Source organism: Burkholderia sp. Bp9090 (genome assembly GCF_003857985.1).
Classification (GTDB): Bacteria; Pseudomonadota; Gammaproteobacteria; order Burkholderiales; family Burkholderiaceae; genus Burkholderia.
In genome coordinates, this window is sequence record NZ_QTPV01000045.1 from 46837 (window position 1) to 66074 (window position 19238).

Here is a 19238-nt window from a genome sequence, read left to right on the forward strand (position 1 = left end):
GGGGAATTCATGACGGTCATCGTGGTGGCGAATCCGAAGGGCGGCGTGGGGAAGAGCACGCTGTCCACCAATCTTGCCGGCTATTTCGCGGCGCAGGGCGCATGGGTCGCGCTCGCCGATCTGGACCGGCAGCAGTCCGCGCATGCGTGGCTCGACCTGCGGCCGGCCGGCCTGCCGCCGATCGAGGCGTGGGAGCTCGACCCGGATGCGCCGTCGAAGCCGCCGCGCGGCCTCGAATATGCGGTGATCGACACGCCGGCCGGGCTGCACGGCAACCGGCTCAACGTCGCGCTGCAGCTCGCCGACAAGGTGATCGTGCCGCTGCAGCCGTCGATGTTCGATATTCTCGCGACCCAGCAGTTTCTGGAGCGCCTCGCCGGCGAGAAGGCCGTGCGCAAGGGCAGCGTCGAGGTCGGGATCGTCGGGATGCGGGTCGACGCGCGCACGCGCTCGTCCGACCAGCTGCACCGTTTCGTCGAAGGCCTCGGGCTGCCGGTGCTCGGCTACGTGCGCGACACGCAGAACTACGTGCAGATCGCCGCGCACGGCCTGACGCTGTGGGACGTCGCGAAGAGCCGCGTCGAGAAGGACCTCGAGCAGTGGCGGCCGATCGTCGAATGGGCCGAGCGCCGCGCGCCGAAAGCGGAGAAGGTCGCGAAGGCGTCCTGAGCGCGCGAGGCGAACCCGCGCGGCGCAGCCGGTCGAATTCGGTCGGTTCCCGCTCCAATGAAGAAGGGCCTGATGCGGCAGCGTGCCGGATCAGGCCCTTCGTACGTATGCGGCTGCGCGGCTTCGGCCGCCCAGGCGCGCGGGGCGCCGCGGCAGCGATCCGGCGCGCCGCGATACGCCGGCCGGCCGCGTGAATCAGGTCCAGTTCTGCGTCGGCACGTGGTCGCGGTGGCCCTTGATCTTGTTGCCTTCGTCGATGAACACGAGCTTCGGCTTCCAGCCGGCCTGCAGCTCGGCTTCGTCGACCATCGCGAACGCCGCGATGATCACGAGGTCGCCGAGTTGCGCGCGGCGCGCGGCCGAGCCGTTCAGCGAGATCATCCCGCTGCCGCGTTCGCCCTTGATCGCGTAGGTCGAGAAGCGCTCGCCGTTGTTGATGTTCCAGATGTCGATCCGTTCGTTTTCGATCAGGCCCGCCGCTTCGAGCAGGTCTTCGTCGATCGCGCACGAGCCTTCGTAATGCAGCTCGCAGTGCGTGACGGCCGCGCGGTGGATCTTCGATTTGAGCATGTGGCGCTGCATGGTATCTCCGTGATGCGTGTGAGGCGAGGGCGGGCGGCCCGTCAGATTTCCAGGTTGTCGATCAGGCGCGTCGCGCCGAGCTTCGCGGCCGCGAGCACGACGAGCGGCTCGCCGGCTTCGAGCTCGGCGGCGCTCGGCGCGATCAGGTTCGCGCGGCGGCGGATCGCGATGTAGTCGGGCGCCCAGCCGCGCTCGGCCAGATGCGTGCGCGCGTGCTGCTCGAGCGTGCCGAGGTCGCGCTCGCCGCCGAGCACGCTGTCGCGCACGCGTTGCAGCGTCTTCGCGAGCTCGGGCGCTTCCTTGCGCTCGTCGGTCGTCAGGTAGCGGTTGCGCGACGACAGCGCGAGGCCGTCCTCGTCACGCACGGTCTCGGCCGCGATGATCTCGACCGGCAGCGCGAGCTGCTGGCACATGCGGCGCACGATCATCAGCTGCTGGTAATCCTTCTTGCCGAACACGGCGACGCGCGGCTGCACGCAGGACATCAGCTTGGTGACGACCGTGCACACGCCGGCGAAGAAGCCGGGGCGGAACTCGCCCTCGAGAATCCCGCCGAGGTCGTCGGGCGGCAGCACGCGGTACTCCTGCGGCTCCGGATACATGTCGCGCTCGGTCGGCGCGAACAGCACGTAGACGTTTTCCTTCTGCAGCTTCTCGATATCGTCCTGCAGCGTGCGCGGATATTTGTCGAAATCCTCGTTCGGGCCGAACTGCAGCCGGTTGACGAAGATGCTCGCCACGACCGGGTCGCCGTGCTGGCGCGCGAGGCGCATCAGCGACAGGTGACCTTCGTGCAGGTTGCCCATCGTCGGCACGAACGCCGTGCGGTTCTGTCCGCGCAACTGGTCGCGCAGTTCCTGGATCGAGCTGATGACTTTCATGATCGGGTAGCGGGTTCCTCGCGCAGGCGCGCGTTGGCGCCGCAACAGCGGCGTCGGGGTCGAAGCGGAGAACGCCGGCGCGCGGGCGGCGCATCGGGCGTCGGCGGATTGTAGAGGATTTGGCCGCCGGACGCATCGAAAAAAGTACGATCGTTCACTTTTTACGCGGGCGCGCCGCAGGCAGCCCGCGCGGGCGGGCCCGGCGGCGGGATGCGGCGTGTTTCGGTGTGCGGGGTGAGGCGGGGGCGGCGGGCGCCTTACGCGGGCAGGTAGGCGAGGCGCACGTAGATCGGCGCGAACGGTTCGGGCTGCGTGATCTCGACGAGCGATTCGCGCGCGAGTTCGAGCATCGCGATGAAGTTCACGACCACGACCGGCACGCCGCGCGACGTGTCGAACAGGTCGGCGAACTCCATGAAGCGTGCGTTCTGCAGCTTGCGCAGGATCAGGCTCATGTGTTCGCGCACCGACAGCTCCTCGCGGGAGATCTTGTGGTGCTGGACGAGCTTCGCGCGCTTGAGCACGTCGGCCCACGCGGCGCGCAGGTCGTCCGAGTTCACGTCGGGAAAGCGCGGCGTGATGCTCTGCTCGATGTAGACCTCGGCGCGCAGGAAGTCGCGGCCGAGCTGCGGCAACTGGTCGAGACGTTGCGCGGCGAGCTTCATCTGCTCGTATTCGAGCAGGCGGCGCACGAGTTCCGCGCGCGGATCCTCGGCTTCCTCGCCCGTGTCGGCCTTCTTGACCGGCAACAGCATCCGCGACTTGATCTCGATCAGCATCGCGGCCATCAGCAGGTATTCGGCGGCCAGCTCGAGGTTCGACGTGCGGATCTGGTCGACGTAACCCAGATATTGCGCGGTGACCTGCGCCATCGGGATGTCGAGCACGTTGAAGTTCTGCTTGCGGATCAGGTACAGCAGCAGGTCGAGCGGGCCTTCGAACGTCTCGAGGAACACCTCGAGCGCATCGGGCGGGATGTAGAGGTCCTGCGGCAGCTTGAAGAGCGGCTCGCCGTACAGGCGTGCGAACGCCGCGACACCGTCGACCGTGTCGGGCGTCGAATCGGCGCCCGCGGGCGCGGCGATCGCGTCGTCCTGCCGGGCGGCGCTGGCCTCGTCGGCGGCGCTCACGTCGTCAGAAGTTCTGGTAGTAGACGTAGGACGTTTGCTTCACGCGCGATTCCTGCTGCTCGGCACGCTCGTCGAGGTCGATCGGCTGCTTGTCCCACAGCAGGGAGCGGCCCTTGCGCTGCTCTTCTTCGAGCGTCGGCTTCTGTTGCTTGAGCTGGTTCAGGAATTGCGTGACGTCGGACTGGTACGGCATGGCTTGGCTTTCCGTTTCGGGCGGCGCACGATGCGCCGGATTCGCGATGGCGGGATTTTACCGCATCGCGGGGAACAGCCGGCGGCAATCGCGCGTCGAATCCGCTGGCCGGTGCCCGCGGCGCGGCCGGCCGCGCCCGTGCGCGCGTCGTTGCGCGCAAGCGTCAAAGCGGGGCCCGCGCGGGCACGGCCGCCGCCTTGTGGTCAAATACAGGGTTTTCCACGGAATCACGACAACCGAGGGTGAGGTCATATTTGGCGGGTCACGCGAACCAGCAAGCACACACGACGTATGAGACGAGCCCGCGCGCGGCCCGACACCCCGGTCGTCGCGCACGGCGCGGCGCCGGTGCGGCGGCCCGGGCAGCCCTCGTCGGCTGTCTCGCCGCGTTCGTCGTGCTGCCGGCCTACGCGAAGTACGACGTCGACATCGACGCGCCGCGCTCGATCCGCAAGCTACTCAAGACCCATCTCGACATCGCGCGCTTCGCGAAGCGCGACGACATCAGCGACGACCAGTTCGACTTCCTCGTGACCGCGACACCGCAGCAGGTGCGCGACCTGACCGCGACGGCCGGCTATTTTTCGCCGGTCGTGCGCACCGACGTGCGCACGCGCGACGGCAAGCGTGACGTGCGCGTCGCCGTCGATCCGGGGCCGCAGACCGTCGTGTCGACGGTCGACCTGACGTTCAAGGGCCCCGTCGGCACCGAGGATCCGAAGCAGGAGGCCGCGACCCGCTTCGCGTTTTCGCTGAAGCCGGGCGACCCGTTCACGCAATCGGACTGGGACGTCGCGAAGGGCGCGGCGCTCAGGCAATTGCAGGCGCGCCGCTACCTGGGCGCGAAGATCGCGTCGTCGGAGGCGCGCATCGACCCGCGCACGCAGCGCGCGACGCTGGCCGTCACGTTCGACAGCGGCCCGACATTCACGATCGGCAAGGTCGATGTCGATGGCGTGCGCCGCTACCCGGAGAAGATCGTCACGAACGTCAATCCGCTGTCGGAAGGCGAGATCTACGACGTGCAGCGGATCACCGAGCTGCAGCGGCAACTGCAGAACACGCCGTACTACGCGAGCGTCGCGATCGACGTCGGCGACGATACGTCGAAGCCCGAGCGTACGCCCGTGCACGTGAAGGTCAGCGAGTTCCCGTACAACAACATTCGCGGCGGCGTCGGCTACGCGACCGATACGGGCCCGCACGTGCAGGGCTCCTACACGTATCTCGACACGTTCGGCGCCGCGTGGCCGTTCACCGTGTCGGGCCGGCTCGACCAGATCCAGCAGTACGGCCAGGTCCAGCTGGCGATGCCGCCCGGCGCGAAAGGGTGGACCAACAGCGTGCTCGCGTCGTACACGAACACCAACGTGTCGGACACGCGCATCTACAGCGCGCGGGTCGGCGTGCAGCGCACGCGCACCGGCCAGTTTATCGACTACGCGTACTCGCTGATGTTCTACCAGGACCGGCTCGACCAGAACGGCGCCGGCCCGACCACGAGCCGCGCGCTGGTGCCGCAGTGGGCATGGACGCGCCGCAACGTCGACGATCCGCTGTTCCCGCGCTCGGGCAACCTGATCCACGCGGAGGCCGGCTTCGCGATCAAGGGCGTGTTGACCGACCAGACCTTCATCCGCGGTTACGCGCGCGGCCAGCAGTACGTGCCGATCGGCAAGCGCGACCTGTTCGTGTTCCGCGCGGAACTCGGCGGCGTGTTCACGAGCGGCAGCTCGACCGGCGTGCCGGCATCGCTGCTGTTCCGCGCGGGCGGCTCGAACTCGGTGCGCGGCTACGGTTACCAGAGCATCGGCAACAGCGTCGCCGGCTCCGTGCTGCCGACCAAGTACCTGATGACGGGCACCGCCGAATACCAGCACTGGTTCAACCGCGACTGGGGCGCCGCGACCTTCTTCGACATCGGCACCGCGACCGATGCGTGGGGCGAGCGCGTGTTCTATCCGGGCGTCGGCATCGGCGCGCGCTGGCGCAGCCCCGTCGGCCCGATCAACGTCGACGTCGCGTACGGACTGCGCAACCACAGCGTGCGCCCGTACCTGACGCTCGGCATCGCCTTCTGACCTTGTTGCACGAGCCACGACGAACCGCATGACGAAGGACCCGAACGACACGCCGCCGCCGAACGATCCGGACTCGCCCGAGCGCGCGCCCGGTGCGCCGCCGCGCGGGCCGCGGCGTGTGCGTGCGGGCCGGATCGTCGCGTGGACGCTCGTGACGGCCGTGCTGCTCGTCGTGCTGGCGGCCGGGCTCGTGCTGGCCGCGGCGACGACCGAGCGCGGCACGCGGCTCGCGTGGCAGACGGCCGTGCGCGTACTGGGCGGCCGGCTGGCGGGCACGCTGGACGGCGGCGCGCTCGCGACCGGCGTGCGGCTGCGCGGCTTCGCATGGACGAGCCCCGGCGGCACGAGCACCGAAGTGCGGATCGACCGGCTCGAGGGCCGCTGGGTGCTGACCCGCGCGCCGTGGCGGCTGTCGGTCGCTTACCTGCGCGCGGGCACGGTCGACGTGCGGATCGTGCCGGGGCCGTCGAAGCCGGCCGCGACGCCGCAGGACCTGAGCCTGCCGCTGCAGTTGCGGATTGACGACCTGCGTGTCGACCACCTGGCGATCCACGAAGGCGGCTCGACGACGCAGCTCGACCATCTCGCGCTGAACGGCCGCAGCGACGGCCGTCACCATGAACTCGCGCTCGATGGCGTCGACACGCCGTACGGCGCGCTGACCGCGCGCGCTAAGCTCGACGGCGCGAAGCCGTTCGCGCTGACGGGCAACGCGACCTACGTGGGCAAGGTGGCCAACGAAGCGGTCAACGCGAGCGCGAACGTATCGGGTTCGCTCGAAGCGCTCGTCGCCGACGTCACCGCGAGCGGGATGAAACTGAACGGCCGCGCGCACGTCGAGGCTGCGCCGTTCGGCGCGGTGCCGCTCACGCGCGCGTCGCTCGCGTTCGATCACGTGAACCCGCAGGCGATCGCGCCGGGCGCGCCAGCGGCCGATCTCGCGGTGCGCGCGGAGCTGGCGCCCGTGACCGCGCCGGCCGGCACTGCCCCGGCGAAGGGGTTCGCGGTGACCGGCCCCGTGTCGATCGTCAACGCGAAGCCCGGCACGCTCGGCGAGCACCTGCTGCCGGTCGTCGACGCGCATGCGACCGTCCATCTCGACGCGCACGCGCAGCGAATCGACGGCCTCGCGCTGAAACTCATCCGCGACGGCAGCGTGACCGGCAACGGCACGCTGACGGGCGGCAAGGGCCGCTTCGACCTGAAGGTCGCGAATCTCGACCTGAACGCCTTCATTGCCGAGTTGCGGCCGATGCGCCTGGGCGGGCCGCTCGGCGTGACGCTCGCCGGCGACGTGACGACCGTCGATTTCGACCTGAACGATCCGAAGCTCGCGCTCGGCGCGCGTGCGAAGGTCGCGCTGACGCCGCAGCAGACGGTGCTGACCGATGCACGCGTGACGGCGGGCAAGGGCCGTATCGACCTGACCGGCGTGTTCCGTCACGATGCGCATTCGAGCTACGACGCGAAGGCGACGCTGACCGCGTTCGATCCGCTGCTGCTCGCGGCGATGGGCGCGCCGAAGGCCGGTAGCGGCAAGCCGGCGGCAAAAGTGGCCAAAACAGCGACCAAAACAGCGACCAAAACCGCCGCCGCGGCCAAGGCGCCGGCCAGGCGCGGCGAGACGCGCGTATCGGGCACGCTGACGGCATCCGGCGCGTTCGCGCCGCAGGTGTCGACGAAGGCGACCTTCAGGCTCGGCGACAGCCTGTACGACGGCGTGCCGCTGACCGGCGCGGGCGTCGTGCAGTTCGCCGGCTCGCGGATCCTGCCGAGCAATGCGACGCTGTCGATCGCGGGCAACCACGTCGACCTGCGCGGCAGTTTCGGCGCGCCGGGCGACCGGCTGCGCTTCGTCGTCGACGCGCCGGAACTCGACCGGCTCGGCTTCGGCGTGCAGGGGCTGGTGCAGGCGCAGGGCGAGCTGACCGGCAGCTTCGCGCATCCGAACGTGACGGCCACCTACAAGGCCCAGCACGTCGTGGTCGGCTCGAACCGGATCGGTGCCGCGCAGGGTCGCGCCGACATCCGCGACGGCGCGCACGGCGCGCTCGTGTTCACGGCCGACGCGACCGACATCGCACTCGGCTCGCTGCAACTGAAATCGCTGCGCGCGAACCTCGACGGCACGCGCGCGAAGCACACGCTCGACGCGTCGGCGATGGGGACGGCCGGCGGCCGCGTGATCGACCTGACGCTCGCGGCGAACGGCGGCGTGGTCGAGAGCCGCGACGGAACGCGCTGGGACGGCACCGTCACGCGCCTCGCGAACCGCGGCACGCCGGCGGTGGCGCTGCAGGCGCCGCTTGCGGTGTCGGCCGGCGCCGGCCGCGTGACGCTCGGCGCGACGCGGCTCACGCTCGAAGGCGCGGCGATCGACCTGAAGTCGTTCGTGTTCGACCACGGCCAGATGCGCTCGGCAGGTGCCGTGCGCGATGCATCGGTCGCCCGTTTCCTCGAGATCCGCCAGGAACTGACGGGCCAGCGGCCGCCGGTGCGCACCGACGTCGTGCTCGATGCCGACTGGGATTTCTCGCTCGGCGCGAACGCGACGGGCTACGTGCAGGTGAAGCGGCGCGGCGGCGACGTGACGATCGAGACCGGGCGCGGTATTGCGTCGCTCGGGCTGACCGACCTGTCCGCGCGCGCGAGCTTTGCACCCGGCAACCGGCTCAACGTGGTGGCGCTCGCGAAGGCGAACCGGGTCGGCACGCTCGACGCGAACGTCACCGTGCCGTTCGCGCTGCGCGACGGCGTGTTCGGCGTCGTCGACGACGGTCCGCTGTCGGGCCGCATCGACGCCGACATTCCGTCGCTGAAGGCGACCGGCAACCTGTTCGGGCCGAGCTACCTGCTCGGCGGGCGCGCGGCGTTGAAGCTGACGGTCGCGGGCACGCCGGTGAAGCCGAACGTGTCGGGGATGCTGACGGGCGACGACCTGTCCGCGACGCTCGTCGATCAGGGCGTGCAGCTGAAGGACGGCATCGTGCGCGTGAAGCTCGCGGAGAACCTCGTCGAATTCCAGCAGGTCGAGTTCCACGGCGGCGACGGAACGCTGCGCGCGATCGGCCGCGTGCGTCTCGACGGCGAGGCGCCCGACCTGACCGCGAGCATCGTCGCGGACAAGCTCGAGCTGTTCGCGGCGCCGGATCGCAAGCTGTCGCTGTCGGGCAAGGCGACCGTCGCGAACGACGGGCCGCGCGGCGCACTGTCGATCGACGGCAAGTTCGTCGTCGACCGCGCGCTGTTCGACCTGCCGGAGGAGTCGGCGCCGCACCTGTCCGACGACGTCGTGATCGTGCGCCCGGACGGCACGGTGCGCGGCGACGTGCAGACCGGTACGGCGGTCGCGAAGCCGCAGAAGGTCGAGGACAAGCCGGCGCCGTCGCTCGCGCCGCGCGCGAACATCGACATCGGGCTCGGCAACAACTTCCGCTTCAAGGGGCACGGCGCGGATCTCGGCCTGCGCGGCACGATCACCGTGATGAGCGCGCCGGGCGTGCCGCTGCGCGCGGTCGGCAACGTGCGCGTGACGGAAGGCTCGACGTATACGTCGTTCGGCCGCAAGCTCGCGGTCGAGAACGGCTTCTTCACGTTCAACGGCCCGGTGTCGAATCCGGGCGTGAACATCCTCGCGATGCGGCGCAACCAGGAGGTCGAGGCCGGCGTGCAGGTCACCGGCACGATCCAGTCGCCGACGGTCAAGCTCGTGTCCGAGCCGAACGTCACCGACAACGAAAAGCTGTCGTGGCTGCTGTTCGGGCACGGCACCGACCAGGGCAACAACGTCGGCCAGCAGAACGCGATGACGGCCGCGCTCGGGCTGCTCGGCAGCGCGACCGGCAAGCGCGTCGCGCAGAGCATCGGTCTCGACGAATTCTCGATCGGCCGCAGCGATGTCGGCCTGACCGATGCGCAGGTCGTGCAGATCTCGAAGGCGATCAACGAGCGCTTCGTGCTCGGTTACGAGCAAGGGCTGCAATCGGCGAGCAATGCGTTCAAGGCGACGATCAACCTGACGCGCTTCTGGTCGGTGTCCGCGTATGGCGGCACGTTCCAGGGCGTCGACCTGAACTACACGCGGCGTTTCGATCGCTGGTTCGGCCAGCGGTGACGAAGCGGGCGCCTGGCCGGTCGGCCACGCGCGCCGGCGCTCCGGTTCGCGCGTACGCACGCGCCGAAGCCTGCCCGCGTAGCGGCGAGCGTCACGCCGACCTGCAACCACCGGCCGCGGCGCCGCTCGCTGCCGCCCATGAAAAAGCCCCGCACGTGGTGCGGGGCTTCTTGTGCAAGCAGCGGCGCGTGCGGCTTACTTCACGCGCATGCCGGGCTTCGCGCCGCTGTGCGGCTCGAGGATGTAGAGGCCCGGCTCGGCCTTCTCGTCGGCCGCCGACGCGGCGAGCACCATCCCTTCGGACAGCCCGAACTTCATCTTGCGCGGCGCGAGGTTCGCGACCATCACCGTCAGCTTGCCGACGAGCTGCTCGGGCTGGTACGCGGACTTGATGCCCGAGAACACGTTGCGGGTCTTTTCCTCGCCGACGTCGAGCGTGAGCTGCAGCAGCTTGTCGGAGCCCTCGACGGCCTGACATGCGACGATCTTCGCGATGCGCAGGTCGATCTTCGCGAAATCGTCGATCGAGATCGGGCCGTCGTCTTCACCGTTCGCCGCAGCCACCTTCGCGTTCGCCTTGGCGTTTTTCGCGTCCTTCGCGTCCTTCGCGGCGTTGGCGGCGGTTGCCCCCGCGGCAGCGGCGCCGGCGGCCTCGGCCTGCAGCGAATCGCGGTTCGCGGCGAGCAGCGCGTCGATCTGCTTCGGATCGACCCGCGTCATCAGGTGCTGGTACGCCTTGATCGGCTGCGCGGACGACAGCGGCTTCGCGGCGTCGGCCCACGTGAGCGGCGCGATCCCGAAGAAGGCCTCGACGGCTTCGGCCACGCGCGGCATCACCGGCTTCAGCGCGAGCGACAGCAGGCGGAACGCCTCGAGGCTCACGCTGCAGGTTTCGTGCAGCGCGACCGCGTTGGCCGGATCCTTCGCGAGTTCCCACGGCTTCGCGCCGTCGACGTACGCGTTCACTTCGTCCGCGAGCTCCATCGTCTGGCGCAGCGCGCGGCTGTATTCGCGCGCTTCGTAGTGCGCGGCGATCGCCGGAATCGCGTCGCGCAGCGTCGCGACGAGCGGATGGTTCATCGCGCTGTCCTGCACGCGGCCGTCGAAACGCTTGAGCAGGAAGCCGGCCGCGCGGCTCGCGATGTTCACGTACTTGCCGACGAGGTCGCTGTTCACGCGCGCCTGGAAATCGTCGAGGTTCAGGTCGATGTCTTCCATCGTCGCGTTCAGCTTCGCGGCGAAGTAGTAGCGCAGCCATTCCGGGTTCAGGCCCGTGTCGATGTAGCTCTGCGCGGTGATGAACGTGCCGCGCGACTTCGACATCTTCGCGCCGTCGACCGTCAGGAAGCCGTGCGCGAACACGTTGGTCGGCGTGCGATGGCCCGAGAACTCGAGCATCGCCGGCCAGAACAGCGTGTGGAAATACAGGATGTCCTTGCCGATGAAGTGGTACTGCTCGGCCTTCGTGCCCGGGCGGATCCACGCATCGAAGTCGATGCCGTTGCGGTCGCACAGGTTCTTGAAGCTCGCGTAGTAGCCGACCGGCGCGTCGAGCCACACGTAGAAGTACTTGCCGGGCGCGCCCGGGATCTCGAAGCCGAAGTACGGCGCGTCGCGCGAGATGTCCCAGTCGGCGAGCCTGGCCTCGCCGGCGTCGCCGAGCCATTCGCGCATCTTGTTGGTCGCTTCGGGCTGTGCGAGGCCGCTGACCCATTCGCGCAGGAACGACTCGCAGCGCGGATCGGACAGGCGGAAGAAGTAGTGCGTCGACGTCTTGCGCACCGGCGTCGCACCGGACACGACCGAGTACGGGTTCAGCAGTTCGGTCGGCAGGTAGGTCGAACCGCACACTTCGCAGTTGTCGCCGTACTGGTCCTTCGCGTGGCACTTCGGGCATTCGCCCTTGATGAAGCGGTCCGGCAGGAACATTTCCTTGACCGGGTCGTACGCCTGTTCGATCTCGCGCTCGGCGATCAGGTCGTTTTCCTTCAGCGCGAGGTAGATCTTCTCGCTCAGCACGCGGTTTTCGTCCGAGTCGGTCGAGTAGAAGTTGTCGAACGACACGCCGAAGCTGTCGAAGTCGCGCTTGTGCTCGGTCCACACGCGCTCGATCAGCTGCTTCGGCGTCAGGCCTTCCTTCTCCGCGCGCAGCATGACCGGCGTGCCGTGCGTGTCGTCGGCGCCGATGTAGTAGACCTCGTGACCGTGCATTCGCAGCGTCCGCACCCAGATGTCGGTCTGGATGTACTCGACCAGGTGGCCGATGTGGATCTGGCCGTTGGCATAGGGCAGTGCGGACGTAACGAGGATCTGGCGGCTGCCTTGCGGCGCCGCAGCCTGCACGGAAGTGAGGTCGGATGCGGACATAGGGTCTGTAGAAGAACGGCGGAAACGACGGAAACTGCGATTCTAGCAGGGGCGCGGGCAGGTCAGCCGGCGCGGGCGCCGTGGATCGGGCGCCGGAAGGGGCGGGGCCGCGGCGGCGGCGTGCCCGGCGGTGCGCTGCTGCGATGCAGCAGGCGAATTCCGGGCAAAAAAAACCGGGGCGAATTCGGCCCCGGAGCAACAACGACAAGAGGAGAATGGTGACGCGCCGGCAGCGCCAGCCGCGTACCGTAAAGACAGACCGCGGGTCGCGACAGAAGTTCGAAATTTTTTTCGATTTGTTACGGAGCCCGCTGAAAGCCTTGTGCGGCGGGGGCGCGCGCCCGGCGCGCGACCCCGTTTCCTCTCGCGACGATGCTTACTGCTGGGCTGCGCGCAGGTAGATCTCGACGCGGCGGTTTTGTGCGCGGCCGGCTTCGGTCGCGTTGTCCGCGATCGGGTTCGACGGGCCCATGCCCTGTGCCGCCAGGCGGCCGCCGGCGACGCCACGCTGCACCAGCGCGTTGACGACGCTCTGCGCACGGTTCTGCGACAGCGTCTGGTTCAGCTGCTGCGAACCCGTGCTGTCCGTGTAGCCGACGACCGACGCCGTCACTTGCGGGTTCTGGTTCAGCGTCGTCGCCAGGTCGTTCAGCAGCGGCGTGAAGGCCGGCGTGATCGCGTACTGGTTGGTCGCGAACGTCACCGAGCTCGGCACGTTCAGCTTCAGCGAGCCGTCCGGCTGCTCGGTCACCTGCGTGCCCGTCTTGGCTGCCGACGGCGCGAGCTTGTTCTTGATCGCCTGCCAGTTGTAACCCGTCACGCCGCCGACCAGTGCGCCGACGCCCGCGCCGATCGCCGCGCCCTTGCCGCCGCCGGCCAGCGCGCCGATGCCTGCGCCGAGCGCTGCGCCCGTGCCGGTCCCGACGGCCGTGTTGTTGCCTTGCTGCGTGGCGCAGCCTGCCAGCAGTGCGCCGGCCAAGGCGAAGACGGACAGGCGAGTCGCGATTTTCATGTTCATCTTGAGTTCCTCTCTTGGTTGAACGAGTCGACAACGACGACAAACAACAGTTACGGCTCCCGGCACGGACGCCCGAAAAAGGTGGGCAGGCCCGTGCCCGCGGCAGCCGCCGAGGCGGCTGCATGCCCTGTTCGCCAGCGTGGCTGTTCCGGACAGGGTGATGCGTCAGCCTCTACAATATAGGCGGTTCGTGGCCGATTTGGCCCCATAGCATGCCGCACGCGAAGATTGCTCCGCCGCGCGCGTTCGCGCAATGGCGTGCAACAGATTCTTTCACTTTTCCAGATTTTCGCAGCGTTATTTGATATTTCTTGACGTTTGCGCGAGAGAAAAACGTTTTCACGGAGTTTCGATGAGCATTGACCGGGCACAAGTCGACGCCGCATTGGCGGCTGTCGTCGACCCCAATACGGGCCGTCCTTACGCGGCGAACAAGGGCGTGCGCAACGTCGCGATCGACGGCGACGCCGTGGCGGTCGACGTGGTGCTCGGCTATCCCGCGCGCAGCCAGCACGACGACGTGCGCGCGCGCATCGCCGCTGCGCTGAAGGCCGTGCCGGGCGTGCGCGACGCACGTGTCGCCGTGTCGCAGGAGATCGTCGCGCACACGGTGCAGCGCGGCGTGAAGCTGCTGCCGAACGTGAAGAACATCGTTGCGGTCGCGTCGGGCAAGGGCGGCGTCGGCAAGAGCACGACGGCCGTCAACCTCGCGCTCGCGCTCGCCGCGGAAGGCGCGTCGGTCGGCATTCTCGACGCCGACATCTACGGTCCGTCGCTGCCGACCATGCTCGGCATTCACGGCCAGCGGCCCGAGTCGCCCGACAACCAGTCGATGAACCCGCTGGTCGGCCACGGGCTGCAGGCGAACTCGATCGGCTTCCTGATCGAGGAAGACAACCCGATGGTGTGGCGCGGGCCGATGGCGACGTCGGCGCTCGAGCAGCTGCTGCGGCAGACCAACTGGCGCGAGCTCGACTACCTGATCGTCGACATGCCGCCGGGCACGGGCGACATCCAGCTCACGCTCGCGCAGCGCGTGCCGGTGACCGGCGCCGTGATCGTGACGACCCCGCAGGACATCGCGCTGCTCGACGCGAAGAAGGGCCTGAAGATGTTCGAGAAGGTCGGGATTCCGATCCTCGGTATCGTCGAGAACATGAGCATCCACGTGTGCTCGAACTGCGGCCACGAAGAGCACATCTTCGGCGCGGGCGGTGCCGAGCGGATGGCGCAGGACTACGGCGTGACCGTGCTCGGCAGCCTGCCGCTCGACATCGCGATCCGCGAGCGCGCCGACAGCGGCACGCCGACGGTCGCGGCCGAACCGGACGGCGCGCTGGCGCGGCGCTATCGCGACATCGCGCGCGGGGTCGCGCTGGCGATCGCCGAGCGCGCACGCGACATGACGTCGAAGTTCCCGTCGATCGTTGTTCAAAATACGTAAAACCCTTGCGGGGCGGGGCCTCACGCTGTTTACGGCGCCGCGAGGCGCGGTATCATGGCGACTTTTCCCGGGTCCCTTTACCCGCCCGGCATGGCCGCCGTGTCGAACGGCCGCCAGCCGGCATGAGGATCGAATGAACCAACGACATCACGGCGTGCGCGCCGGCCGCGCGCGGCGCGCGCTGCTGGCCGCCGCCGCGCTGGGCCTGCTGGCCGGCTGTACCTCTTTTTCCTCGTCGCACGAAAAGCGTGCCGACGCGCAGTTGCAGCCGACCGTCGGCTCGCAGGCGCGCGGCGCGGTGACGTTCGTCGAACGCCCGGATGGCGTCCAGGTCACGTACAACCTGGCCGGCCTGCCGCCGAACAGCGATCACGCGCTGCAGGTGCACGAGCGCGGCGACTGCAACGCGGGCGACGGCTCGAGCGCCGGCCAGGTGTTCGCGCCGGCCGCCGACCGGCTGCGCGCGGGCGCGCGCGTCGCTGGCGATCTCGGCAACATCCATGCGGATGCGAACGGCGTCGCGGCCGGTTTCATCGTCGCGCCCGATCTGGCCCTCGACGGCGTGCGCTCCGCGCTGAACCGCGCGGCGCTGGTCCACCGCGACCCGAGCGATCCGGCGTTTCCGCAGCATGGCGCGGGACCCGCGCTCGCCTGTGGCGTGATCCGTTGACGGCCGCCGCGTACGCGAGCCGATGATCGCGTAAAATGTGCGCCTTTCCGGGTCGCCGCGTCGCGAGCGACCCTTCCTGACTGTCACGCAGCGTTTCCTGGCGCCCCGATATGAAACGACCCCAACGCTCACTTCGTTCGCTGTCCCCCGCGGGGACGGCCAGCCTTCTTGGGACGGCCCGGCGGAGGCTGGCATGAGCATCAAGTCCGACAAGTGGATTCGGCGCATGGCCGAAGAACACAAGATGATCGAGCCGTTCGTGCCCGATCAGGTCCGCGCGTCCGAGGACGGCCGCCGGATCGTCAGCTACGGCACGTCGAGCTACGGCTACGACATCCGCTGCGCGGACGAATTCAAGATCTTCACGAACATCAACTCGACGATCGTCGATCCGAAGAACTTCGACGAGGGTTCGTTTGTCGATTTCAAGGGCGACGTGTGCATCATCCCGCCGAACTCGTTTGCGCTGGCCCGCACCGTCGAATATTTCCGCATCCCGCGCACCGTGCTGACCGTCTGCCTCGGCAAGTCGACGTACGCGCGCTGCGGGATCATCGTCAACGTGACGCCGTTCGAACCCGAGTGGGAAGGCTACGTCACGCTGGAATTCTCGAATACCACGCCGCTGCCCGCGAAGATCTACGCGAACGAAGGTGTCGCGCAGGTGCTGTTCTTCGAAAGCGACGAAGTGTGCGACGTGTCGTACGCCGATCGCGGCGGCAAGTATCAGGGTCAGCGCGGTGTCACGCTGCCGAAAACCTGATCTGGTTGCATAACGTCTCACCAGTTTCCGGGTGACCGCTGCGCGTGACGCGCCGCGGTCGTTCTTTTTGGAGAATCGCCCATGAAGTTTCGTTTCCCCGTCGTCATCATCGACGAAGATTTCCGCTCCGAGAACATCTCGGGCTCCGGCATCCGGGCGTTGGCCGAAGCGATCGAGAAGGAGGGCGTCGAAGTCCTCGGCCTCACGAGCTACGGCGATCTGACGTCGTTCGCGCAGCAATCGAGCCGCGCGTCGTGCTTCATCCTGTCGATCGACGACGACGAACTCATGCTCGGCGAAACGGGCCCGGACGGCGAACTGCCCGAGCTCGCGACCGCGATCATCGAGCTGCGCGCGTTCGTCACCGAAGTGCGCCGCCGCAACGCGGACATCCCGATCTTCCTGTACGGCGAGACGCGCACGTCGCGGCATCTGCCGAACGACATCCTGCGCGAACTGCATGGCTTCATCCACATGTTCGAGGACACGCCGGAGTTCGTCGCGCGCCACATCATCCGCGAGGCGAAGGTCTATCTCGACTCGCTCGCGCCGCCGTTCTTCAAGGAACTGGTGAAGTACGCGGACGAAGGCTCGTACTCGTGGCACTGCCCGGGCCACTCGGGCGGCGTCGCGTTCCTGAAGAACCCGCTCGGCCAGATGTTCCACCAGTTCTTCGGCGAGAACATGCTGCGCGCCGACGTCTGCAACGCGGTCGACGAACTCGGTCAGTTGCTCGATCACACGGGCCCGGTCGCGGCGTCCGAGCGCAATGCGGCGCGCATCTTCAGCGCGGACCACCTGTTCTTCGTGACCAACGGCACGTCGACGTCGAACAAGATCGTCTGGCACGCGACGGTCGCTCCCGGCGACATCGTGCTGGTCGACCGCAACTGCCACAAGTCGATCCTGCACGCGATCACGATGACGGGCGCGATTCCCGTGTTCCTCACGCCGACGCGCAACCACTTCGGCATCATCGGGCCGATCCCGCGCGACGAATTCAAGCCGGAGAACATCCGCCGGAAGATCGAGGCGAACCCGTTCGCGCGCGAGGCGATGCGCCAGAACCCGGACATGAAGCCGCGCATCCTGACGATCACGCAGAGCACGTACGACGGCGTCGTCTACAACGTCGAGATGATCAAGGACCTGCTCGGCGACCTGCTCGACACGCTGCACTTCGACGAAGCGTGGCTGCCGCACGCGACGTTCCACGACTTCTACCGCGACATGCACGCGATCGGCGACGGCCGCCCGCGCACGGGCGCGCTCGTGTTCGCGACGCACTCGACGCACAAGCTGCTCGCCGGCATCTCGCAGGCGTCGCAGATCGTCGTGCAGGATTCGGAGAACCGCACGTTCGACAAGCATCGCTTCAACGAGGCGTACCTGATGCACACGTCGACGAGCCCGCAGTACGCGATCATCGCGTCGTGCGACGTCGCGGCCGCGATGATGGAGCCGCCGGGCGGCACCGCGCTCGTCGAGGAATCGATCGCCGAGGCGATCGACTTCCGCCGCGCGATGCGCAAGGTCGACGCCGAGTACGGCGACGACTGGTTCTTCAGCGTGTGGGGTCCGGACGACCTGTCGGAAGAAGGCATCGGCTCGCGCGACGACTGGATGCTGAAGCCGAACGACCACTGGCACGGCTTCGGCCCGCTGGCGGAAGGCTTCAACATGCTCGACCCGATCAAGGCGACGATCATCACGCCGGGGCTCGACGTCGACGGCGAGTTCGGCGAGACGGGCATTCCGGCCGCGATCGTCACGAAGTACCTGGCCGAGCACGGCATCATCGTCGAGAAGACGGGCCTGTACTCGTTCTTCATCATGTTCACGATCGGCATCACGAAGGGCCGCTGGAACTCGATGGTGACCGAGCTGCAGCAGTTCAAGGACGACTACGACAACAACCAGCCGCTGTGGCGCGTGCTGCCGGAATTCGTCGCGCAGCATCCGCGCTACGAGCGCGTCGGCCTGCGCGACCTGTGCACGCAGATCCACGACGTGTACCGCGCGAACGACATCGCACGCCTGACGACGGAGATGTACCTGTCGGACATGGAGCCGGCGATGAAGCCGTCGGACGCGTTCGCGAAGCTCGCGCACCGCAAGATCGACCGCGTGCCGCTCGACGAGCTCGAAGGCCGCGTGACGAGCATCCTGCTGACGCCGTACCCGCCGGGCATTCCGCTCCTGATCCCGGGCGAGCGCTTCAACAAGACGATCGTGAACTACCTGCGGTTCGCGCGCGACTTCAACGAACGCTTCCCGGGCTTCCACACCGATATCCACGGCCTCGTCGCGGAAGAGGTGAACGGGCGCGTCGAGTACTTCGTCGACTGCGTGCGCGACTGATGGCGACGCAGGGACGAATCCGGACGATACGCGCGGCGCTGGCCGCGCTCGTCGCCTGGGCGAGCTGGTCGGCAGGGCCGGCGGGGCTGAGCGTCGCGCATGCGGAAGTGGCGGCGGCCGACCCGATCGACGTCGCGATGCGGCAGTGTCTCGCGCGGCGCGACCGGTCGTCGACGGCCGGCCAGATCCAGTGCATGGGCGAAGCGCAGCAGCAGTGGCAGGCGGTGATGGACGGCGCGTACCAGCGCCTGTCGAACGACGCGCCGGCCGACGCGAAGCGCGGCTGGCAGGACAGCCAGCGCCGCTGGGTCACGTGGCGCAAGGATGAAATTCATCTGCTGAAGGCCGTGTACGACACGACGCGCGGCACGTCGTACGCGATGTCGAGCGCCGACATGCAGCTGCAGCCGGTGCGCGATCGCGCGTTGGCGCTGCGCGCGGCGGCCGACCGTTATGCACCGCCGCCTGCCGCCGTGCCGGTGGCGGCCACGAGCGGTGCGCAGGGCGGTACCCGCGGCGTGGCGGTCGCGGCGCCAAGCGCCGCCGCGGCAGCCGGCGGCAAGCCGGCGAACGCGCCGCGCGATCCGGCGATCCGCCGCGTGCGGCCGTGCGTGCAGGATGCCGCATGCGAGCACGCGCTGTTCGACTTGAACCGCTATTACCAGAAGCTGCGTCGCAAGATGCCTGCGCATTCGGCCGCGACGCTCGTGCGCGCGCAACGCGCGTGGGAGGCGTTCCGCGATTCGACTGCGCCGCTCGTCGGCGAGGACGGCCGCGTCGACCTGATCGGCGCGCGCATCGCGACGATGAAGCGGCTGTCGGAGACGGCCGGCAACGACTGAGGATCGCCGCGATGCCGGTCATCCGGCGCGGGCCCCAGCAAAAAGCCCCCCCCGGGGGGCGGGGTGGGGTTGGGGGGGCCGCCGGGGGGGGGGGGGGGGGCGGCGGGGCGCGCCCGCGGCCGC

Annotated in this window: 14 protein-coding genes; 8 read left to right on the plus strand and 6 right to left on the minus strand. The window is 68.6% G+C overall.

The annotated features are described in order from the left end of the window. Positions 1-9 precede the first annotated feature (9 nt). A complete protein-coding gene (locus DIE16_RS29820) occupies positions 10-669 on the plus strand; it encodes a ParA family protein (protein ID WP_044849222.1) in 660 nt (219 codons plus the stop codon). A gap of 195 nt (positions 670-864) precedes the next feature. Here the strand turns inward: DIE16_RS29820 and panD are convergent, their stop codons facing one another. From panD to DIE16_RS29840, 4 genes are all read right to left on the minus strand, one after another. Further along, entirely contained in the window at positions 865-1251 is a 387-nt protein-coding gene (gene panD / locus DIE16_RS29825; protein ID WP_006484038.1) for an aspartate 1-decarboxylase, read from the minus strand. A 41-nt stretch (positions 1252-1292) separates the two neighbouring features. Further along, complete coding sequence (panC, locus tag DIE16_RS29830; protein WP_044849221.1) at positions 1293-2132, minus strand: pantoate--beta-alanine ligase; 840 nt, start codon at positions 2130-2132, stop codon at positions 1293-1295. A gap of 257 nt (positions 2133-2389) precedes the next feature. Beyond that, the gene (locus DIE16_RS29835; protein ID WP_044849220.1) at positions 2390-3262 is read right to left on the minus strand and encodes a ScpA family protein; all 873 of its coding nucleotides are present in this window, start codon (positions 3260-3262) and stop codon (positions 2390-2392) included. A 4-nt stretch (positions 3263-3266) separates the two neighbouring features. Then, a complete protein-coding gene (locus DIE16_RS29840) occupies positions 3267-3455 on the minus strand; it encodes a DUF3460 family protein (protein ID WP_044849219.1) in 189 nt (62 codons plus the stop codon). Positions 3456-3709: 254 nt separating this feature from the next. Here DIE16_RS29840 and DIE16_RS29845 point away from each other — a divergent pair, with 254 nt between their 5' ends. Together DIE16_RS29845 and DIE16_RS29850 are read left to right on the plus strand one after the other, a co-directional pair. Beyond that, positions 3710-5536 carry an autotransporter assembly complex family protein gene (locus DIE16_RS29845; protein ID WP_124893964.1) on the plus strand — a complete coding sequence of 609 codons (1827 nt, stop codon included), beginning with the start codon at positions 3710-3712 and terminating at the stop codon, positions 5534-5536. 28 nt (positions 5537-5564) lie between these two features. Next, positions 5565-9650 carry a translocation/assembly module TamB domain-containing protein gene (locus tag DIE16_RS29850; RefSeq protein ID WP_124893961.1) on the plus strand — a complete coding sequence of 1362 codons (4086 nt, stop codon included), beginning with the start codon at positions 5565-5567 and terminating at the stop codon, positions 9648-9650. Between the two features lie 195 nt (positions 9651-9845). Here the strand turns inward: DIE16_RS29850 and metG are convergent, their stop codons facing one another. Then, positions 9846-12017 (minus strand): methionine--tRNA ligase, encoded by a 2172-nt coding sequence (gene metG / locus DIE16_RS29855; protein WP_124893962.1) that lies wholly within the window; start codon positions 12015-12017, stop codon positions 9846-9848. Between the two features lie 376 nt (positions 12018-12393). After that, on the minus strand, positions 12394-13035 hold the full coding sequence (locus DIE16_RS29865; RefSeq protein ID WP_044847722.1) for an OmpA family protein: 642 nt from the start codon (positions 13033-13035) through the stop codon (positions 12394-12396). 352 nt (positions 13036-13387) lie between these two features. Here DIE16_RS29865 and apbC point away from each other — a divergent pair, with 352 nt between their 5' ends. The 5 genes from apbC to DIE16_RS29890 all read left to right on the plus strand — a co-directional run bounded on the left by apbC (position 13388) and on the right by DIE16_RS29890 (position 19115). Next, entirely contained in the window at positions 13388-14479 is a 1092-nt protein-coding gene (apbC, locus tag DIE16_RS29870; protein WP_044847723.1) for an iron-sulfur cluster carrier protein ApbC, read from the plus strand. 133 nt (positions 14480-14612) lie between these two features. Next, complete coding sequence (gene sodC, locus DIE16_RS29875) at positions 14613-15149, plus strand: superoxide dismutase [Cu-Zn] (RefSeq protein WP_044847724.1); 537 nt, start codon at positions 14613-14615, stop codon at positions 15147-15149. A 193-nt stretch (positions 15150-15342) separates the two neighbouring features. After that, complete coding sequence (dcd, locus tag DIE16_RS29880; protein WP_006398615.1) at positions 15343-15912, plus strand: dCTP deaminase; 570 nt, start codon at positions 15343-15345, stop codon at positions 15910-15912. Positions 15913-15993: 81 nt separating this feature from the next. Then, positions 15994-18273 (plus strand): arginine/lysine/ornithine decarboxylase, encoded by a 2280-nt coding sequence (locus tag DIE16_RS29885; protein ID WP_044847725.1) that lies wholly within the window; start codon positions 15994-15996, stop codon positions 18271-18273. Further along, positions 18273-19115: a lysozyme inhibitor LprI family protein gene (locus tag DIE16_RS29890; protein ID WP_124893963.1), complete on the plus strand. Its 843-nt coding sequence runs from the start codon at positions 18273-18275 to the stop codon at positions 19113-19115. The genes DIE16_RS29885 and DIE16_RS29890 overlap by 1 nt, the downstream gene beginning before the upstream one ends. Positions 19116-19238: the final 123 nt, after the last annotated feature.